This window comes from Desulfonatronum thiosulfatophilum (assembly GCF_900104215.1).
Taxonomy (GTDB): Bacteria; Desulfobacterota; Desulfovibrionia; order Desulfovibrionales; family Desulfonatronaceae; genus Desulfonatronum; species Desulfonatronum thiosulfatophilum.
Window position 1 is genome coordinate 1 of the sequence record NZ_FMXO01000003.1, and the last position, 19990, is coordinate 19990.

The 19990-nt window shown below is 59.3% G+C and carries 16 protein-coding genes and 1 tRNA gene; 9 read left to right on the forward strand and 8 right to left on the reverse strand.

Annotated elements, in window-relative coordinates:
- The 4 genes from BLP93_RS02705 to BLP93_RS02720 all read right to left on the reverse strand — a co-directional run.
- Positions 1–556 (reverse strand): transposase (locus BLP93_RS02705; protein WP_208596550.1); only part of this gene is annotated, 556 nt, incomplete at its 3' end.
- Positions 557–874: 318 nt separating this feature from the next.
- On the reverse strand, positions 875–1813 hold the full coding sequence (locus BLP93_RS02710; protein ID WP_092116987.1) for a DUF4062 domain-containing protein: 939 nt from the start codon (positions 1811–1813) through the stop codon (positions 875–877).
- A 121-nt stretch (positions 1814–1934) separates the two neighbouring features.
- Positions 1935–2555 carry a hypothetical protein gene (locus BLP93_RS02715; protein ID WP_092116989.1) on the reverse strand — a complete coding sequence of 207 codons (621 nt, stop codon included), beginning with the start codon at positions 2553–2555 and terminating at the stop codon, positions 1935–1937.
- A gap of 57 nt (positions 2556–2612) precedes the next feature.
- A complete protein-coding gene (locus BLP93_RS02720) occupies positions 2613–3254 on the reverse strand; it encodes a hypothetical protein (RefSeq protein ID WP_092116991.1) in 642 nt (213 codons plus the stop codon).
- A 1535-nt stretch (positions 3255–4789) separates the two neighbouring features.
- Here BLP93_RS02720 and BLP93_RS02730 point away from each other — a divergent pair.
- The 5 genes from BLP93_RS02730 (at position 4790) to BLP93_RS02750 (ending at position 12124) form a co-directional block, all read left to right on the forward strand.
- Complete coding sequence (locus BLP93_RS02730) at positions 4790–5062, forward strand: hypothetical protein (RefSeq protein WP_092116995.1); 273 nt, start codon at positions 4790–4792, stop codon at positions 5060–5062.
- Positions 5062–5463 carry a type II toxin-antitoxin system VapC family toxin gene (locus BLP93_RS02735; RefSeq protein WP_092116997.1) on the forward strand — a complete coding sequence of 134 codons (402 nt, stop codon included), beginning with the start codon at positions 5062–5064 and terminating at the stop codon, positions 5461–5463. The genes BLP93_RS02730 and BLP93_RS02735 overlap by 1 nt, the downstream gene beginning before the upstream one ends.
- A gap of 412 nt (positions 5464–5875) precedes the next feature.
- The gene (locus tag BLP93_RS02740; protein WP_092116999.1) at positions 5876–6955 is read left to right on the forward strand and encodes a hypothetical protein; all 1080 of its coding nucleotides are present in this window, start codon (positions 5876–5878) and stop codon (positions 6953–6955) included.
- Between the two features lie 43 nt (positions 6956–6998).
- Entirely contained in the window at positions 6999–11033 is a 4035-nt protein-coding gene (locus BLP93_RS02745) for an aromatic amino acid lyase (RefSeq protein ID WP_092117001.1), read from the forward strand.
- Between the two features lie 17 nt (positions 11034–11050).
- Positions 11051–12124: a hypothetical protein gene (locus tag BLP93_RS02750; RefSeq protein ID WP_092117003.1), complete on the forward strand. Its 1074-nt coding sequence runs from the start codon at positions 11051–11053 to the stop codon at positions 12122–12124.
- Positions 12125–12416: 292 nt separating this feature from the next.
- Here the strand turns inward: BLP93_RS02750 and BLP93_RS02755 are convergent, their stop codons facing one another.
- On the reverse strand, positions 12417–13640 hold the full coding sequence (locus BLP93_RS02755) for an MFS transporter (RefSeq protein ID WP_161946175.1): 1224 nt from the start codon (positions 13638–13640) through the stop codon (positions 12417–12419).
- A 382-nt stretch (positions 13641–14022) separates the two neighbouring features.
- Here BLP93_RS02755 and BLP93_RS02760 point away from each other — a divergent pair, with 382 nt between their 5' ends.
- The 4 genes from BLP93_RS02760 to BLP93_RS16555 all read left to right on the forward strand — a co-directional run bounded on the left by BLP93_RS02760 (position 14023) and on the right by BLP93_RS16555 (position 18859).
- Positions 14023–16335, forward strand: coding sequence for a xanthine dehydrogenase family protein molybdopterin-binding subunit (locus BLP93_RS02760; RefSeq protein WP_092117007.1), 2313 nt, complete (start codon positions 14023–14025; stop codon positions 16333–16335).
- Positions 16332–16853, forward strand: a complete 522-nt coding sequence (locus BLP93_RS02765) for a (2Fe-2S)-binding protein (protein WP_092117009.1) — start codon at positions 16332–16334, stop codon at positions 16851–16853. Before BLP93_RS02760 ends, BLP93_RS02765 begins: the two co-directional genes overlap by 4 nt.
- Entirely contained in the window at positions 16850–17680 is an 831-nt protein-coding gene (locus BLP93_RS02770) for an FAD binding domain-containing protein (RefSeq protein WP_092117011.1), read from the forward strand. Before BLP93_RS02765 ends, BLP93_RS02770 begins: the two co-directional genes overlap by 4 nt.
- A gap of 675 nt (positions 17681–18355) precedes the next feature.
- The gene (locus BLP93_RS16555; RefSeq protein ID WP_139162894.1) at positions 18356–18859 is read left to right on the forward strand and encodes a hypothetical protein; all 504 of its coding nucleotides are present in this window, start codon (positions 18356–18358) and stop codon (positions 18857–18859) included.
- Between the two features lie 89 nt (positions 18860–18948).
- Here BLP93_RS16555 and BLP93_RS02780 read toward each other — a convergent pair whose 3' ends face one another.
- From BLP93_RS02780 to BLP93_RS02790, 3 genes are all read right to left on the reverse strand, one after another.
- On the reverse strand, positions 18949–19221 hold the full coding sequence (locus tag BLP93_RS02780) for a PDDEXK family nuclease (RefSeq protein ID WP_092117015.1): 273 nt from the start codon (positions 19219–19221) through the stop codon (positions 18949–18951).
- 103 nt (positions 19222–19324) lie between these two features.
- A tRNA-Ser gene (locus tag BLP93_RS02785) sits at positions 19325–19417 on the reverse strand.
- Between the two features lie 11 nt (positions 19418–19428).
- Positions 19429–19926 carry a nucleoside deaminase gene (locus tag BLP93_RS02790; protein ID WP_092117017.1) on the reverse strand — a complete coding sequence of 166 codons (498 nt, stop codon included), beginning with the start codon at positions 19924–19926 and terminating at the stop codon, positions 19429–19431.
- Positions 19927–19990: the final 64 nt, after the last annotated feature.

A 19990-nucleotide genomic window follows, 5' to 3' on the forward strand; every position in this document is an offset into this window, starting at 1 on the left:
GGTTCCCTCGCTGCACCAGATATCCCAGGCCGGACCAGCGGTAGTCCTCGGGCTTCTGCACCAAACCGGCCCGGACGGGATTAAGGTCCACATAGGCCAGCAAATTGACCAGGCTGGCGCCCTCTTGGACAATCAGACTCTTGAACCGATCGCCCCAGAAAAAGCCTTTTCTGTTTCTGCGTTTGTTGAAATATCGGGTGAAACCCTGCTTGATATCCTTCATGAAGGCCCCCAAATTAACCAGCCGCCGCCGATAGTCCTGTACTTGGTGCGGCAAGATTACGGCATCCTCCCCGAACTGCTTCTTGAATCGCTTCACGATCTCCGCATCCGTAGCCGCTTCTTCGGTGTGCATCCTGACCACCAGATGGAAATGATTGCCCATCAGGCAAAACCCAAGCAAATCCACAAAATAGAATTTGCAAAGCCTGGCCACAATGGCCATGAGGCGGTCCTTCTCGACGTCCTGCAATGGAAAGCCATCCAAGGCCGTTCTGGACATGACGTGATAGATGGTAGGTCGGTCGTCTCGTACAAATCTGGCTATGCGTCCCATGCTCTCCTCCGGGAGGTCTTGAGTTGGCAGGTGAAAGTGAACGTAAACGTGAATATCCGCGCCTGTCAAGTATATTTAGCCTGTCCCTTTTTGCCCTAATCTCGACCCAAGCGAGAGAATAAAAACGTCGGCTGCGGGCAACATTTCATAGCACCCGGAATTCTCAAACCGGGATGTCAGGGAATCTCCATCTTCCCACTTGACTTTCTTATCATGGATGTCCCTTTTTGCCCCCTCTGGGATTCACCTGCGCCGCGCGAAGCGCGGTGTCAGGTGCAATCCCTCGTTATGCACCGCTCCCGCATGTTTCCTGGCGTATCAATCAATGAGAACAGCCTGACTGACAGCCCTCTGCAACGCCCTCTTGGCCTCCCGAAGGTGCCGCTCGTGCTCTGGGGTCCACCGTTCCGTCTGCCCAATTTCCTCAAGCCACTTGACTCGCATTTGCGCCAAAAGCAGTTCGCATGTTCGTAGGCGATTCGGGAATAGCGTAACCCATTCCCAATCCCGAGAATAGAACGGATTTTCGTAATAGGGGACCTCGTCGATCTTCGCTGGGTCGCACCCTATACGACCCAGGAACTCGTGCAGGTCGGATTCGAGGCGTCCGTAACTTTCAGAAATTACCCGGTGGAAGTTCTCTATTCCCGCAATCTGTTCTTCAAGACCGGTTAGTAACTGAAGAGGATCCGCTTCCTTGACAAAATCGACTCTCAAGTCTGGAGGGTCGAGCGCCTCCCACTGCGATTCAATCTTGTCCCAGAAATCCCGTAGATCGAGCAATTCTGCGTCCTTGACGCCACGCTCGTGAAGTAGACCTCTCACGCTTTCGACCACCCGATGGGCTAGGTCCTCGGCCGTTGTGAAGCTCGTTACGAGATGGCGATCACGCAGTCTCGCCTTAAATCGGTCCAGTTTCGTCGCGGCTTCCCCTTTGTCTACGAACTTGGGGGGTATGGGGTGATCATCGTCGCTGATGAAGACCAAAACCGCCTTGCCCGCCTCGACAGCCAAATCGTACTCAGTTTCGGTGTATGACAACCCATCTGCCGTTTCTGAACCATACCGTTGGGCGACAACGCATACGTACACGTCGCATTTGCCAACCAAGTCCAAGCAGACCGTCAACGGATCGTCCGGCTTCGCAAGCCACAATTCCATTGCTTCGACATGAACAGCCAGCGCACGCAGAGCATCGATCGTCCTCGCCCTGTGCATTCGGAGATCCGAATACGTAGACCCTAGGAATACTCGCATATGAATAGCATCAACTCTTCCTTGCGGTGCATAACGTCAAATATCAGAGATGACCGTGGCTGCCGCGGTCTGTGCGACAGCACAGAACGTGACAGACATGGGCATTCTCTGCATCGCCTTGTTAGGCCGGTCTGATCTTAATTCCATTTGGTGTCTTTTCGGTGACCACGACGCGCATCTCGATCAACGCCTCATCGCCTACTGCGGAGACTAGCGCGTCGGCTTCCGGCTGATGGCCCATCTCCAGAGATAAAGTGATGGAGCCGTCACCACGCTGGAGCGGAGGACCGCGTAATATGCCCGTATGGACAAACTCCATCTCCATGATTCCGTCTTTCACTAGCTCACAAAACGCATCGAACTGTGCTGGCTTCGATAGCTTGGCGAGCGAGGCCGAGTGTAAGTAATCTCCCAAACGCTGGCCAATCTTCTGCACATGCGTCGAGACAGGCACATAAAATATCTCGACCTTTTTCTTGTCCTTCTTGTTCACCAATCGAAGAGACAGCGGCTTTTCGCTAGCGCTGAATACTGAACTGACTCGCTTCCGGAGTTCCTTGATCTGCCAAACATTGTCGGGGATGCGAATGAACTCGCCTGCGCGCTCCGCGTAGTCGTGTAGCCGAGCCTCGATCGATAGCCGCAGTTCTAATGCGGCGTAGAGCAGTCGATGGGGATCCGAAGCAGCCGCGTGCTCTTTAGCGCGCGCTAGATGGGCTCTAGAAGAGAGTTCGATGGCCACAGTGTTATGCCTAACGCTGCCATCACGCGCTTGTCGCGTGCATGGCCTTGTTCTGTATCACCCGATGCCCCCATTTATCTGTCTGCGCATCGCATCCATGAGTCTATCAAGCGCCCGAAGCAATCTCATACGGTTCCCCTCGTTCCTTTCGATAAGCTCAGATATCTGCTCCGTTACACCCTGCACGTACCTGTCGCCTGTACTTTTTCTCAGGTTTATCAGTGATTGCTTCCCAATCTGATAATTCGCAAATACATTCATCGACTCCATTAGCTCTTCATAGTGCTCTGGCTCGACTAATAAAGCACTTTTCTCTAGCGTATTAACTAAGTCTCGCAAGTCACGGGAAAACTTTTTAAGTGCGCTACCCTCGGCGTGATCCCATAATTCATTCATACCGGTTTTTAGCTCAACCATTTTCACCCAAAGCTCGTTGTACCGCTCAAACTGTTTTTCTGAGTATGGGCCTATTCTTACTTTATATTTCTCAAACTCAATATTTGCCTTATTTTTTAGCTCGAGGAGTTCCTTGTCAGTTTTTTCCTTCAATTCATTTTTATGGCTCTCTAATTCAAGGCTGTACTCATGCTTAATGGCGTTTTCTAAGCGCGCTTTTATCCAACTCTTCGAAAGCCAAGCCAAGGCGGCTAACAACGCCGCAGACCCAATTGATGAAATTAATATTTCTACTAAATCCATGTATTCCTCTTCAGACTACAGAACGTTGCAAATAACCGGTGCAAATGGAGCGCAGCGGAATTTGCATCCGAGTTAATTTGCCTTGTTAGGTCAATTGTGGTCAAGAATCTCCACTCGAATATGTCTTACGTCTCCCCGTCGTTCGACTGAAGTCGGTCGGTACGCGCAACACATTGGCAAAAGGACTTCCTCCTCAGACGGATATACAGAAAGACCAGCGATATCTCTTGGGGCACGTTTATCTCGCTCAGAAAGCGCTGACACTGGGACTATCTCAAAGATAACATTTCCCCCAAAGCAAGAATCGATTTTCTTTGACGCAGATGTAAAAGGAGCCCAAATAAAAATTTCACCAGGGAAGTATTTGTCGGCGTTCGCCTCACTCATTTCAGTTCCCCGATAACTGGTTCCAACAAATTCAGGAAAGTTTCGTAGTGCAACCGCCAATTGACAAATCCAAGGTGTCAATGGTGACCCCGACACGTCCTCACCTGAATGTCCCTTCCGAAGCAGCTGATTGATCGCGGGGTAGAGGCCTGTCTCTTCCGTATACTGCCGCACAATGAGGCCATTTAACACCTTCTCATCTAATGCATCTGCCAACTCATTTGCCTGGTCCTCGAAACCCCCGTTCCGGAGATTAGTGACAAGCGCATCCTTAAGTGGCTCAAAATCGTCCCCAGATTTGTATGATCTATCTCGATAGTCATCCAAGAGCTTTACATGCAGTGGAGCAAGGTGGTCCAACCAATGAGAAAAAGGGTAGCGCTTAATGGCCCCTTCAAGGAAAAAGTTCTCACAGTCATAGATTCCTATATCATCGGTTAGCGTGAGCAATTCACCGACTGGCGATTTTGACAGACGTTCTCTCATTTTTAGACCTAACAGTGTTATTATGCGGAACTCACAAAAATCCGCCCCTCCAAATTCCCGCCCTTAACACCTGCTGATTCGGCAAGCTTTTTTTAAAAAATAGTCCGCATTTGCCACGTTATTTCAATGTATTGAGAAATGACTGTGAAATCATTCTTGACTCCGAGGTCAGCTTTATGCTTCGAGCTGAAGTTAGCTTTATGCGGCAGCCAAATACTCACCACAAGAGCGGGGCATAAAGCCAACCTCGGAGGAAATGCTGGATACACCGTAAATTCCAGTACTGGCTTCGGGAAACGATACGTACCAAATGTTGAAGCCATTAAACGACATTTGTAGTGGAAGCAATCGTATCTGGCTCATGATCGTTTCGCGGTTCGTCGAGAGGCGCTGCGCTGGTATTATCAGGAAGGGCGCAAGCGAATGAAACAGGAGAGGGCGCCATCGCCGCCTCCGCCGAGACAATCCGGCAAAGGCCACGCCCGCCTGCACCTCGTTGCTCAAGCGCCCCTCACAGTCGATGGGGCCGGGACGCAAAATAGCGCAAAGTGGTGGAACGTCTTGCGTTATTCCTGTTCACTGTCGGTTCAGGCTCTGCTTGACCAGAGGCATGATCCAGTCCTAAAGTTTCATGCAAAACGTGTATGCAGGAGGATGAGCACATGGCAAATCTGCAGGTCAAGGGCATTGACGACGGTCTGTATGACCAGTTGAAACGACAGGCTGCCGTGGAGAACAGGTCCGTGAGCCAGGAGGTCATTTTGTTGATCAAATCCCACCTTGCGGCCCGCACTGCCCAGCGGGCCGCATCTTCACCCGCTGAAACGCTTCTTCAGCTTGCCGGGTCCTGGGAGGACGACCGCCCGGCGGAATGCATCATGGAAGAAATCAACGCATCCCGAATCAACAGCCAACGCTTCCAGGACGGTTTTTGATGTTTCTCCTGGACACCGACATCGTGATCTATGCCTTGAAAGGCAGGGCGGAGGTTCTTGCCAACCTCCGCATCCATTACCACGACCCCATGTTTTTAAGCACCATCACCATGATGGAGCTGTATTACGGCGCCTACAAGTCGCGAAACGTCGATGCGAACCTTGCCCGGCTCAAAACCATTGAAACGTCCTATCCGCTCCTTGCTCCAGGTGCGGAGGTTGTCGAGGCTTTTGGCAGAATCAAGGCATCCCTCGAAGCCCAGGGTGTGCGGCTTGCGGATCTGGACGTGATCATCGCCACCACGGCTTTGTCCCGCAATCTGACCCTGATCACCAACAACCAGAAACATTTCCAGCGCATTCCCGGCTTGAAGCTGGGAAACTGGGCGAGCACCGATTAGACGTCCGTCGCCCGGGGATGGTTCAAAACCTGTTGACACTTTCGGAGTTGAACCGCCCGCTTCGCTCAGGGCGCAAAGGTCGCCAAGAAGAGATTTTGTCTTCCGCTGGAAAGATGCGGAAGCCAAATAACTCGCCGCCTATCGGCGAGATTGATTCCACCCGACAGGGCGGGGCAATGTTTTTGGAAAGCAGCTTTTTCCGTAACTTCTCAAAAACTTGTGGCAAGCATGACCTGGATGCCCGCCTTCGCGGGCATGACGAGCTTGAGAGAACGTGCCATTTCAGTCATTCCCGCGCAGGCGGGAATCCAGGGGCAGAGGCAATTTGGGGGTTTGCCCGGCCCTTTTGAGCAATTACCAAAGCTTTCGCCTCGCAGCCAACTCGCCCATCGCACTGAAAAGGAAGAACCCCATGCCCAAATCCAGGGAAGAATGCCTCGCGGCTTTGCGCGCCGCGCCCCATGTCATCGAACCCGGCCAAAAGTTCGTGGTGGACGAGTTCCGGCCCGAAGACGGACTTGGCGTGGCCCGGCTGTTCCACGCTGTGTACGGCGAGATGTTTCCGGTGGATTATGTCTATGATCCGGAGGAGCTGGTCCGGCTGAATGCCGGGCCGGATCTGTACCAGGTGCTCGGGCGCACGGACAAGGGCGATATCGTCGGCCTGTACGCCCTGTTCCGCAACCCTCCGGGACACAGGATCATGGAGGCCGGATCCTGGATCGTGCATCCGGCCTACCGCACCTCTTCCCTGGCCATGCGTCTGGTCGCCAGGATCAATACCGCCCCGCCCGAGCGCCTGGGAGTGGACGTCATTTACGGGCAGACCGTCTGCGACCATGTCACCACCCAGAAAATGGGCATCAAATACAACAGCTTCTACGGCGCCCTGGAAATCGAGGCCATGCCGCCCAGGCCCGAAGAACACGCCGGACCGGGCTCAGGCCGGATCAGCCTGCTGGACGGGTTCATCATCCTGCGGGACCGGCCCCACGCCGTGCATCTTCCCCGTCACTACGCCGATGTTTTGCGCGCCCTGTACGCCAGCCGCGACCTGGATCGCGAATTCCGGGACGACCCCGGCCCGACCGAACTGGCCGGAACAATCAACCCGGCTGACATGGCCGACTTCACCGAGGCCGCAGTGCAGCACATGGACAAGGCTGATCTGGTCAAAATGACCGTGGACCGGATCGGGCCGGACTTCGGCGCCGTCCTGGCCCGGATGGAACAGGACTTCCCGGAACGTCACGTCTATCAGATCGTGCTGCCCCTGGGGCGACCGGGCTGCACCGGGGCAGTGGACGCGGCCCGGACCAAGGGGTATTTCCTGGGCGGATTGCTACCGCTCTGGTATGATCAGGATGGATTGCTGCTGCAAAAACTCGCCAAGGAACCGGACTTTTCCCGGATCAAGCTGCATCCCGAAGCGGCGCGGAGGCTTCTGGAGCTGATCCGCTCCGACCGCGACCGTTCGGCAAAAAACCAGTAACCCCGTTCACCCTCACATCCACTCACCTCGGAGGACCCTCGCCATGGGGCAGATATCTCTTGATCTGGACGACTATTTTCATCTTACGCGGGCCGTTGTTTATGCCGAACTGAAGAAGCTGCGCAAAACGTCCGACGTGTTCGGGGATGAGTTGCTGCTTACTCCGGACAGCGCCCTGGCCCAGGAACCCCTGGCGATACCCCCGGACCAACTGGCCTTGGTTGCCTCCCGGGTGGGCGGATTTTTTGGACTGACCGGCGAGGTTGCCGCCGGGCTGAGCGGGCTGGCCACCCTGGGCCAGTGGGCCGGGCATCTGCTGGAACAGGTCGGGCCCAGGCCCCGGGTGATCACCTTTTACACCTCGGGCAGTACCGGCGAGCCCAAGCCCATTGTACGGGACTATTACTTCCTGGAGCAGGACGCCCTGCATCTGGCTGAAATGCTCCAGGGGACCAAACGGATTCTGGGCCTCGTCCCGCCGCACCATATTTACGGCTTCATCTACACGGTTCTGATTCCCAAGGTTCTGGGGGCGCAACGGTGCGACCTGCGCTTCAAGCGGCCCGCGCGGATCATCAAGGATCTGGCCCCGGGGGATGCGCTGATCGGGTTCCCGCACATCTGGAGGCTGTGTTCCGAAACCAAGGAGCGTTTTCCGGCCGGGGTGATCGGGGTCACGTCCACCGGACCGTGTCCGCCGGAAATCATCCGCACCCTCAAGCGCCAAGGGCTGCAGGTGATGTTCGAGATCTACGGATCCTCGGAAAGCGGGGCCATGGGCCACCGCTCCAATCCCGACGATCCCCTGACCCTGATGGCCACCTGGAAACGATTCGGAGAGGACCAGTTCGTGCGCGACCTGGAAGACGGCGGCCAATCCGAGCCCTTTGCCTTCCAGGACGCCCTGGAATGGGTGGACGAGACCCGGTTTTTCGTCAAGAAGCGCCTGGACAGCGCGGTCCAGGTGGCCGGGATCAACGTCTATCCGGCCCGGGTCCGGGAGGCGCTGCTGGCCCATGAGGCCGTGGCCGACTGCGCGGTGCGGCTGATGCGCCGGGAGGAGGGCGACCGGCTGAAGGCCTTCGTGGTGCTCAAGGACGGGTTCACGCCTGGCCCGGCAATGCGCGACGCGTTGCGCGTCCATCTGGCCGGTCGGCTGTACCGGGTCGAGCAGCCGGGCGCCGTCACCTTTGGCCCGGAACTGCCCAAGAACGAAATGGGCAAGCCGGCCGACTGGACCGTTGACACCAGGCAGGTGGCCATGACCCTGGACCAGGCCCTGTCCAGGCTGCAAGCCGAAGCCCGGACAATCGAACCTGGGCAGACATTCACCGTGGACGGGCTGCGCTCAGAAGGCAGCATGGACGGCGGCATGGGCGACGGCATGGGCGACGCCTGGGGCGTGGCCGGGCTCTTTTACGCAGTGTTCGGCGGCTCCTTTCCCTTTGAGACCTATTACATCCCGGAGCGGCTGCTGGAGGAGAACCGGCTGGGCCTGGTCCACAGCGCCGTGGCCCGCACCCCTGGCGGCGACATCGTCGGCTACGGCAGTCTGTTCCGCAGCTCCGCGCCCCATCACGGCGTCTATGAAATCGGCTCCCACGTGGTCCATCCGGCCTACCGCGGCACCCAGGTTCCCCTGGCCCTGCAGGAGTTCATCCGCGACGCGCTCATTCCCCGGCACGGCGTGGAGGTCTTTTTCAGCGAGGCCCCCTGCCATCAGGTGGTCACCCAGAAGTTCGCGGCCATGTGCGGGCTGGTGGAAACGGCCCTGGAAATCGGGCTGATGCCCGCGGCCGCCTATGGAACCACGGAGCATCCGGACGACCGCGTTTCCACGCTCCTGCTGTTCGGCCGGACCCGGGATGAACAGCGTCGGCTGCATGTCCCGGCCGCCTACCAGGAAGCTGTTGATTATCTGCTGCAGGACGCCCGGCTGGACCGCCTCGTGCTGCCGGGCGACGACGAGCCCCCGGCGGGCATCGCCACCCGGGTTTCCACGGAATATTTCGCCTTTGCCCAGGTGGCCCGGATGCATGTCCTGACCCTGGGGCCGGATTTCGAGCGCAGCCTGGCTGGTTTCGAGTCCCAGGCCCTTGCGCCGGATTCCCGAGCCGGAACCGGCACGTCCGGGGCCCGGGTGCTCCAGGTGTTCGTCAATCTCGGCGAGTCCTGGTGCGGCCAGGCCGTGACCGCCCTGCGCGAGCAGGGCTATTTCCTGGGGGGGCTGCTGCCGGGCTGGTTCGAGACCGACGGCCTGCTGATGCAAAAGGTCCTGGACATGCCCGTGGCTGATTCCATCAAGCTCTATTCCCAGCGGGCCCACCGCATCCTGGATCTGATCCTGCGGGACATCGAGTCCAACCCGGCCTGCGCCTCGCCGCTCAAACGGCCCGTCCCTGCCGCGGCCCTGGACCGGGAATGGCTCCAGGCCGCCCGGATCGAGGAAGTGGTTCTGTCCGGCGAAGGGCTGACCGTGGATGAAGTGGTGGCCGGGGCCAGATACGCCAGGCCGGTCCGGCTGACCGCGGACCGGACCGTGCTGGACCGGGTCGAGGCCTCGGCCTCGTTCATCGAATGGGCCGTGCGCACCGGCGAGCCCATCTACGGGGTGAACACCGGGTTCGGCGGCATGGCCGACGTGACCATCCCCGAAAGCGACCTCTGCGCCCTGCAAAACAACCTGCTGCGCTTTTTGAACGTCTGCGCCGGAAAATATCTCCCCCTGGAGGACGTGCGCGCGGCCATGCTCCTGCGGGTCAATTCCCACTTGCGCGGGGCCTCGGGCGTGCGCCGGGAACTCATTGACCGGGTCATACTCTTTCTGAACAGCGGCGTGACGCCCCTGGTTCGCGACATGGGCTCCATCGGGGCCAGCGGTGATCTGGCGCCCCTGGCCACCATCGCCGGGGCCCTGGTCGGGGCTGATCCCTGCTTCCAGGTGGACATGCGCGGTGAAACCGTGAGCTGTCTGACGGCCCTGGAGCGCCTTGGCCTACAGCCCTTCACCCTGGGGCCCAAGGAGGGTCTGGGCATGGTCAACGGCACCTCGGTGATGACCGGGATCGCGGCCAACTGCCTCTACGACGCCCGCCGCCTGACGGCCCTGTGCTTGGGCTTCCACGCCCTGGTCATCCAGGCCCTGCGCGGCACCAACCAGTCCTTTCATCCCTTCATCCAGAAGCTCAAGCCGCATCCCGGCCAGGTCCTGGCCGCGGAGCTGATGCTCCGGCTCCTGGACGGGTCAGCCATGTGCCGCAACGAGCTGGACGGCCACCACGAGGTGCTGGACGGGCAGCCGGCCCAGGACCGCTATTCCCTGCGCTGCCTGCCCCAGTTCGTGGGCCCGGTGCTGGACGGGTTGCGCTTGGCCGCCGCGGCCGTGGAAACCGAAATGAATTCGGCCAACGACAACCCGCTCATCGACGGCGACAACTGCCTGAGCCTGCACAGCGGGAACTTCCTCGGCCAGTACGTGGCCGTGTGGATGGACCATCTGCGCTACTACCTGGGCCTGGCGGCCAAGCACATGGACACCCAGATCGCCCTGCTCGCGGCTCCGGAATTCAACGCCGGCCTGCCGGCGTCCCTGGTGGGCAACCCGGAGCGCAAGGTGAACATGGGGCTCAAGGGCCTGCAGATCGCGGCCAACTCCATCATGCCCCTGTTGTCCTACCACGGTGCGCCCATTGCCGACCGCTTCCCGACCCACGCCGAGCAGTTCAACCAGAACATCAACAGCCAGGGCTTCAACTCCGCGGTCCTGGCCCGCACATCCATCCGCTCCCTGCAATCCTACACCGCCATGGCCCTGATCTTCGGGGTCCAGGCCGTGTCCCTGCGCGCGGCCCGGATGTCCGGCAGCCACGACCCGCGCTCCCTGCTCTCACCCGCCGGCGCGGGCCTGTACCAGGCGGTGCTGGATGTCCTGGGCCATACCCAGCAGGATTCCCGCCCCCTGATCTGGAACGACGACGAGCAGTCCCTGGAAGTTCTGGTGGAAAAACTGACCCGTGACATTGCCGCTGAAGGCCGGACCGTGCAGGCGGTGGGCGGCGTTGTCGCGGCCCTGCACTGACAGGAAGGAGATCGATCATGCCCGAAGACAAGCAGTATTTCGTCGAACGCTTCGCGGCCGACCCGCTGACGGCGGACGTGGAGCAGGAGGTTACGCTCAGCCTGTTCGCCCCGGGGGACGAAATCGGCGTGTCCCGACTCTACCACGCGGTCTACGGCGACGCCTATCCCGTGGAGGACTACTATATTCCGCGGCGGATTCTGGAATTGAACCGGGAGCAACAGCTCAGCTCCGTGGTCTGCAAGACCGAGGACGGGGTGATTGTCGCCCACGGAGCGCTCTACCGCAGCTCGCCGCCCTTTGCCGGGCTGCTGGAAGTGGGGCAGTATCTGGTGCTGAAAAGCCACCGGAGGCGAAACATCGCCGAGATGATCAACACGTACGTCCACGGACCCTTGGCGGAAAGCCTGCCCGTTGAAGGGATTTACGCCGAGCCCGTGACCAATCACATCGTGACCCAGCTCTTCGGCGTCCAGGCGAAGATGGCCGACTACGCCGTGCAGCTGGGCCTACTGCCCCCGAGCCAGGGCTGGGACGGGGCCTCGGGCCGGATGTCCTGCTTCCTGCAGTTCAAGACCGTCCGGGACCGACCGCACAGGGTCCACCTGCCTGAGAGGCACCGGGATATTCTGGATTTCATCCTGGCGGACCGGGATTTCCAGCGCACGTTTGCCGAGGCGTCCGACACCCTGCCGACGGACGGCCAGACCGTTCACCAGGTGCAGGCCTTTCCCGGCACGGGCACGGCCCGGTTCCAGTTCCCCTCATTGGGCGCGGATTTTTCCCGTGTTCTGGAAGGGCTGGAAAGCGAGGCCCTGCGGGAAGGGTGCGTGACGCTCCAGGCATTCCTGAACCTGGGGCAGGCGGAGGTGGGCGGGGCCGTCGAACGGCTGTGCGCCGACGGATGGTTCCTGGGCGGCTACCTGCCGCGCTGGTTCGACAGCGACGGGCTGCTGATGCAGAAGATCCTGGAGCGGCCGGACTATGCCGCCATCAGGCTGCATAATGACAAGGCCCGGGCCCTGCTGGAGCGGATCAGGGCGGAGCAGGAAAAAACAGCCCCTCTCCAGGGCAAATTTGTTCTCACGTAACTACCTGAAGTTATGAGGCTGGTTTGCCCTGTTTGGGACGGATCGACCGGCTTCGCCTGTCTGACTGAACCAGGAATCGTTCTTCAAGCCGTTGCCCATCGCAACGAGCACAACATCTTGTTATTAAAGCGCAACGGCTTGATGGTACGAGGCCGGTGATGGAGTTTCGAGCCGTTCCAAACAGGGTAAACCAGCCGTCTTTGCAGGAAAAATTTGGTGAGAACAAAATTCCCCTGGTCCCCTCTCCCCCAAGGTTGACGCGGCCATGCACCAGGAAAGCGTCTCCTCGGGATCATTTTTCCGCGTTGTGTTGCGTGACCCGCAGCAGTCCGACCATGCTCCAGGCGATCACGGATCCAGCCAGGGGCAGAACCGCGAAAGCCAGGAACAATTCCGCATAGGCCACACCCATGGCCAGCAGCGTCCCGGCCAGTACCGGCCCCATCCAGTAGCCCGCGTCCATGGTGAAGAGCATCATGTTCGTGTTCAAACCGCGCAGATGCCGCGGTGAGATGACGAACATGGCGGCGTTGAGCTGGGGCATGACAAACCCCAGGCAAACGCCGTACAGTCCGGCCAGGATCAGGATCTTGTCCGGGGTTTCAGCCAGGCTGAAGAGAAGAAAACACACGGCCAGCGCCAGCAGAAACAGCCCGAGCATGGCCGCCCGGTTGACCCTGTCCAGAAGCTTGCCGCAGGCGATGCGCACCAGAATGGTCGCACCGGTGGAGATGCTGAAGAAAAAACCTGGGTTGCCGCCACCCAGGGCCGACAGATGATCCTTCATGTAGAAGAAGACCGTGGTGGTGGCGATGAACAACAGCAGGTTGGCCGTCAGCAGCCTGGCAATACCTGGCGTGCGGAGATCCTCGACAATGTCCTTGAACCGTGGACGTTGCATGGCCTTGTCCGGCAGGTCGGCCACGCGGCGGCGGACCCCGCGACCTACGGCCGGCAGCAGAAACAGGGCCGGCACGAACAAGGGCGAAAACAGGGAGTAAACCCGTGAGGCGTCGCCGAACGCGACCAGCAGCGGCTCCACAAGGGGCGGCAGCACCGCGTACGGCAGGAGGGTGGTGATGGAGAACACCCCGAACCCTTGCCCGCTGCGGCCTTCGGGAATGAAAAGAACCAGCACGTTTATACAGGCCGAAATCATCACCACGAAGCCGGCGCCGTGCAGCATCCGGATCAGGCCCAGGGTCCACAGATTTTCAGCCTGGGAGTACCCGAGCAGGGCAAGCATGATCAGGACCAGGCCCACGCCGATGATCTGGACGCTGTTGCGGGGCGTGAGCCATGGGCTGATGATCGGTCGCAGGACAAAGGCCGTGGCTGGTTCCAGGCCGATCAGGACGCCGCGCCAAGCCGCCGTCACCCCAAGCCCCTCCAGATAGGCGTTGAAGCCGTAAAACAGGGACAGGTTGCAGAACGCCAGAAAGCTTATGGCGCTCAAGGCGACGAATTCAAAGCTGAACAGGGAATCTGGCGATTCGGCGGAGGTGTTCATGGTCATGATACAGCCTAAGTGCTGGAGGTCGTGCGGCATGCACCACCGGCCTACAGCACTTTTATGTGTTACCTGAAAGTTGAAAAAGTCCTACTCCACAGTCCGTTCAAAACCCCAAGTGCAAGGAGCAAAAAAAAACAAGATCGAAGCGTATTTAGTCATACGTGAGAGTTTGATCTTTTTGCAGCAACGCAGCAATTGGGGGTTTTCAACGGACTGTTACCCTACGTCGCGAAGGATGCATAGGGCATCATCCCGACATTCCTTCCGACGCGGCACTTGACAGATCACGGAATCAGCAGCCAAAGCTGCATGCAAGCACCATGGACAACGACGTGTTTGCGTTTGGTATGCCTTGCCTGTTTGAACGTCAACCAGGATCCTATTCATGAGCTTCAAACACCTTGCGCCCGCTCCCCAGCTGGAAATCGGACGTTCCGTACCGCGTATCGACGGTCTGGCCAAGGCCTGTGGGACGGAACGCTACGCCGTGGATGAGTATCCGCCGAACCTGCTCTGGGCAGGGGCTCGCCGCGCCGGGGTTCCCCATGCCCGAATCCGAAGCGTTGACATCTCCCGGGCCGAGTCCCTGCCCGGAATCATCCGTATCCTGACCCGCCAAGACGTGCCCGGAACCAACCGCCAGGGCATCCTGCACAAGGACCAGCCCGTGCTGGCCGGGACCAAGGTCCGCCATTGCGGGGATCCCGTGGCCCTGGTCCTGGCGGAGACCAAGAGCGCGCTGGCCGAGGCCCTGGCTGCGATTTGTGTCGACCTGGAGCCCTTGCTCGCGGTGTTCGACCCGGAACCGGCCCTGCGAAAAGGCGCGCCATTGGTGCATGACGGGCGGGACGAGGGCAATCTGCTGGTCGGCTCGTCCATCATCACGGGCCGGGGCAAGGCGGCCCTGGCCGACTGTCCGGTACGGGTGCGCGGCGGGTATGCGGTTCCGGCCCAGCGCCACGCCTATCTGGAACCGGAAAACGGGGTGGCCTGGCAGGACGAGGAGGGCATATTGCACATGGTCGTCTCCACCCAGGCTCCGTTTCGGGACCGCTTCGAGATCGGTCACGCCCTGGGCCTGGACCCCACTCGGATCCGGGTTGTCGCGCCCTATCTCGGCGGCGGTTTCGGCGGCAAGGACGGCGCCACGGTGCAGTGTCTGCTGGCCCTGGCCGCAATGCACGCCAACGGCCGCCCCGTGAAGATGTGCTGGGACCGGGAGGAAAGCTTTCTGGCCGGATACACCCGCCATGCGGCCCGGATGAACTATGAACTGGGTGCGGACAAGGACGGAACCCTGCTGGCCCTGCACTGCCGCCTGCTGCTGGATACCGGGGCCTACGCCCATCTGGGCGGGGAGGTGCTGGCCCTGGGGCTGGAACATGCCGCCGGGCCGTACCGCGTGCCCAACGTCCAGATCGAAGGTCGGGCTGCATACACGAATAATCCGGTGGCCGGAGCCATGCGCGGTTTTGGCGTGGCCCAGGTCAGCTTCGGCATGGAACGGATCATGGATCGCCTGGCGAACCGACTGGGTATGGATCCCCTGGATTTGCGGCGCAAAAACGCCCTGAACCGGGGGGATCGCAACGCCTGCGGCGTGACCGTGACCGGGTCGACCGGCATCAGGGACTGCCTGGACAAGGTTGCCGAGCATTCCCTGTGGCGCGAACGTGAAGCCTGGGTGGCTCAGGCCCCGCGTTTCAAGCGCCGGGGCGTGGGCCTGGCCGCGGTGCACAATGCCATGGGCTACGGCCGGGGTCTGCCGGACTCGGCCATAGCCAAGGTCGAGCTGACGCCGGAGGGCATGTTCCGCATCTTCAGCGGGGTAGCGGACATGGGCCAGGGCAATGCCACGGCCTATGCCCAGATCGCCGGACAAATCCTCGGCCAGGACGCTTCCCGGTTGGAGATGGTGCAACCCGATACCAGCCGTTGCCACCCGTCGGGATCCTCTTCCGCCGGACGGACCACATACACCTTTGGCAAGGCTCTGATTCCGGCCTGTGAGGACCTGAAGGCCAAGCTCCTGGCCCGGGCCGCGATGTTCTTTTTTCTGGAGGAACCCAGGGACCTGGCCCTGCTGCCCGGGCTGATCCGCCATCTGCCCACGGGCCGGGACCTGCCCCTGACCAGGCTGGGGGCCTTCTTTTCCCAGGCCGACCGCCAGGCCGTGGCCGAGGCGTTCATGCCCGTGGCCCCGGATGCCGTCAGCGGCGGACGGGAATTCCGGATCGGTTTCCCGCACCTGCTGTTCGCTCATGCGGCTCACGCGGCGTTCGTGGAAGTGGACGAGCTGACCGGCGCGGTGGAGGTCTGCCGGTATCTGGCCGTGACCGAGGCCGGGCGGGTACTCAATCCCCAGGCCTTTGAGCAGCAGGTCCACGGGGCCGTGGCCCAAGGGCTGGGCTACGCTCTGAGCGAGGACATGCATATCCAGGAAGGCCGGGTGCGGGCGGACACCCTGACGACATACATTATTCCCACTGCCCTGGACGTGCCGGACATGGTTTCGCCGGCCTGCGACGTGGAAGAACCCAGCGGCCCCTTTGGGATGAAGGGCGTGGGCGAAGTGGGCATGAACGGTCCCCTGCCCGCCGTGGCCAATGCCGCGCATGCAGCGTGCGGCGCTGACGTCTGCCAAGCCCCGTTAACCCCGGAACGCGTGCTGAAGGCCATGAAACGGAGGAAGAAATGATCGTGCGCTGCGTTATTAACGGTCGGCCATTGGAACTGGAAACTGAACCCGACCGGCGGGGGGGGGATCTGCTGCGCGAAGATCTCGGACTGTTGGGAACCAAGGAAGGCTGCGGCAGTGGGGAATGCGGGACGTGTACAATGCTGGTTGACGGCGTGCCCAAGTTGTCCTGTCTGATGCTCGCGGTCCAGTTGGAGGGACGATCCATCGTCACCGTGGAAGGACTGGGGTCGGGCACGGACCCGCATCCGAATCTGCATCCGAACCTGCATCCGAACCTGCATCCGGTCCAGCGGGCCTTTGCCGAGCACGGGGCCGTGCAATGCGGTTACTGCACGCCCGGGATGGTCGTAACGGCCGCGGATCTGCTGGCCCGAAAGCCCTGTCCGGACCGCCAGGCCATCCGCGAGGCCCTTTCCGGCAACCTCTGTCGCTGCACCGGGTACCAGAAAATCGTGGACGCGGTGGAGTCCGTGGCCCGGGAGCAAGACCGAGTCGAACCGGAGGAAAAGGCATGAAAGCTGTTCTGCTGCCCCGCGAAATGAACGAGTTGTGGGCCATGCTGGCGGACAATCCCGGCGCGGCGCTCATGGCCGGGGGGACCGATCTGCTGGTCCGCCTCAGGAATGGCCTGGGGCGCTTCGACACCGCGATCTGCCTGGAGCGCTTGCCCGAGCTGCAAACCATCCACGTGGAGCGGGGCATGCTGTGCATCGGGGCCTGCGTTACGCACCGGGCCTGCCTGGACTCGCCCCTGGTCCGCGAACACGCGCCGATCCTGGTCCGGGCCCTGGCCCATCTGGGCGGTCCGCAGATCCGGAACATGGCCACCCTTGGCGGCAACATCTGCACCGCCTCCCCGGCCGGGGACGGGCTGACTCCGCTGTACGTCCTGGGAGCCGAGGTCGTGCTGCGTTCCCGCGATACGGAACGCCGTCTGCCTATCGCCGATTTCATTCACGGCCCGGGCCGGATCGCGTTGCGGGCCGCTGAAATCCTGACCGAAATTTGCGTCCCCCTGGCCGAGGGCTTTCAGGTCCAGCATTTCGAGAAAGTCGGCCGGCGCAACGCCCTGGCCATTGCCGTGGTCAGCCTGGCCGCACTGGTCCGCACCGGGCCGCGGGGGATCGTCCAGGAAGCGCGGCTGGCCCTGGGCAGCGTCGGCCCCACGGTGGTTCGTCCAATCGAGGCGGAAAAGGCCCTGGTCGGTCGCAAGCTCAGCCCAAGCGCCCTCACCCAGGCCGCCCGCCTCATCCGCGAAGCGGTCAGCCCCATCGACGACATCCGCGCCACGGCCGACTACCGCCGCCAGGTGGCCGGAAACCTCCTATTGCGCCTGGGCTGACGCGGGCGGTTGTCCTTCAGACGGACGCTCTCCTTTTTCGGACAAAGAATGGCCTCCACTGCATCCACCTGGCGGACAAATCGGAGAAGGGGGCTTTGACAAGGGCGACATCCTCTATTGAAGGTACGACCATGCCGCATCCTCCTCCGGTTTTTTTTTGACAGTCCCGTGCCAGACTTTCTTCAATCAACAGGGCTGTTTCGGGAATAGCCGAATCGTCAAGTATCGTAACGATGGCCAAGCGCTTCGAACCAGGCCATCCGGCTGCCCTGCGCGCTTTATGAATCGCTTCTGTCAACGCGGTTATCTTTTTCGTCATGGGTCAGGGAAATGCTTGAGCTGCGCAAAATGCACGCCATGGTGGTGGCAACGCCGGGGTGGAATCCTCATGCATGCCTCGCTCGTGGCTGATGCGCTTGTTAAGTTGGTGGAGGAGATGCCTACAATGAAGCCAACCGTTCTACTTATTTAGACTTATTAACCACTTCTGATGTAGAATGCAGTCCAGGATTAGACGGCTTGCGCAGAAAACCCGCTATCTCTTCAATATTTCTCGTAAAATTCATGTTATCTCGTATTTGACACAGGAGTGATACTTGTAATAATAAAATATTTTATCATTATTGATATTAGTTGAGACATATTTTTTTGGACACAAGTGTAAGGGAGAGATCAATGTTTCGGATAATTTTAACGAGTGTTTTTGTTTTGCTTTCACTTTTTTTATCAGGTTGTGGAGGTGGGAGTGATGATGAATCATATGAATCACATGGAACGGCCCCGGTTATTGTTGACGTAGGAATAACTCCAACACCACTTATTGAGGGCAAGACGGCAACATTACAAATTGGAGAATATTATTTTATTAGCATGCACGTGTTTGATCCTGACTTGGATGTGGTAAGTTTTAGAATAACATCCAACAGCGAAAATTCTGAAACGCCTAGCGATATCCTGAAATTTCCCCTTGAAAAACAGACAAGCCCTGATAAATATTATGCGTCAATTGTATACATTGAAGGACCAATAGGAAATTGGAGAACAACCGTACAAGTTTACGACGCAAAGGGAAATGCAAGCCGTCCTCTCCATTTCGATATTGTAGTTATTTCTGCTGATAGTGAAAAAACACTTCAAATATCAACAGATAATAATTCCCCATTTAGAATTTTGCGGTGAAGAACCCTTTTAGTTAATGGTTATTTCGGATGGATTAAAATTAACAGATAAATGGGGAGAGGTCTCCCAACCCTCCCCTTTAAGCTAATTCAGGCCTCGCTCTTTTGTTCCCATCCTGAAATAAATCCGCAGTCAAGCCCTGGATGCTGTTTCTTGATTGCTTCCAGCTTCTTCCTTGCCGCTGCATCTGGGTAGCCCTTCACTTCAATCTCCTCAATGTACAAGTCTCCTTGGGATTGATGAACGCGTGGCCAAATCTCTTTAGTGGGGTGGTAGTGCTGGAGGAGGTCCAGGAGAACCCTACACCGTAGATAGTAGGAGTTCGATCCTCGCCTTTTGAGGAGGTGTGTTTGCTTCAGCATCAACTCTTCCATGCCCCTGATGTGTAGCAGTCAGGGGTAGCATGTTGTGTTGAAGAGCCTTGTTGTGCCTCAGATTTTGGAATATCAGGTGGTTAAGCAATGATGGCGGAGAGGGTGGGATTCGAACCCACGTGCCCCGGTTAAGGGACAAGGCGATTTCGAGTCGCCCCCGTTACGGCCACTTCGGTACCTCTCCGGAAGTTGACTTCAAACAGAACCCGTCGGCTGCGTTCTGTTTCTACGCTGAGTGAAGAATTCTCGCAACAAGGTTGCGCTCTCTTCGGCCTGGACGCCTTCAAGAACCCAGAAGCGGTGGTTCAGCCAGTCCAGGTCGTTGACGTTGATCCGCGAGAGTACGGCGCCGGCCCTGGGATCTCGTGCTCCGAAGACCAGGCCGGCCACTCGGGCCTGGACCATGGCTCCGAGGCACATCAGGCAGGGTTCGAGGGTTGCCACGAGAACGCTGCCTGTAAGGCGGTGATTGCCGACGTTTTTCGCCGCCTGGCGCAAGGCCAGGATTTCCGCGTGCCCCGAAGGATCGACGTCTGACTCTGTTCGGTTGTGGGCCGCTGCCAGTATCTCGCCGTTGGGATTGATGACCAGGGCGCCCACCGGAACCTCGCCGATGTCCCGAGCCGTTCTTGCTTCGTCCAGGGCTTTGCGCATCGGCTTCGCCCATGGATCCTCGAAGTGTGGGGATATCATCGAAATATCAGCAAGCCCCGGAAGTCAGGTGCTCTACGAGATGGCTCAGTGGGTGTCAAGGAAC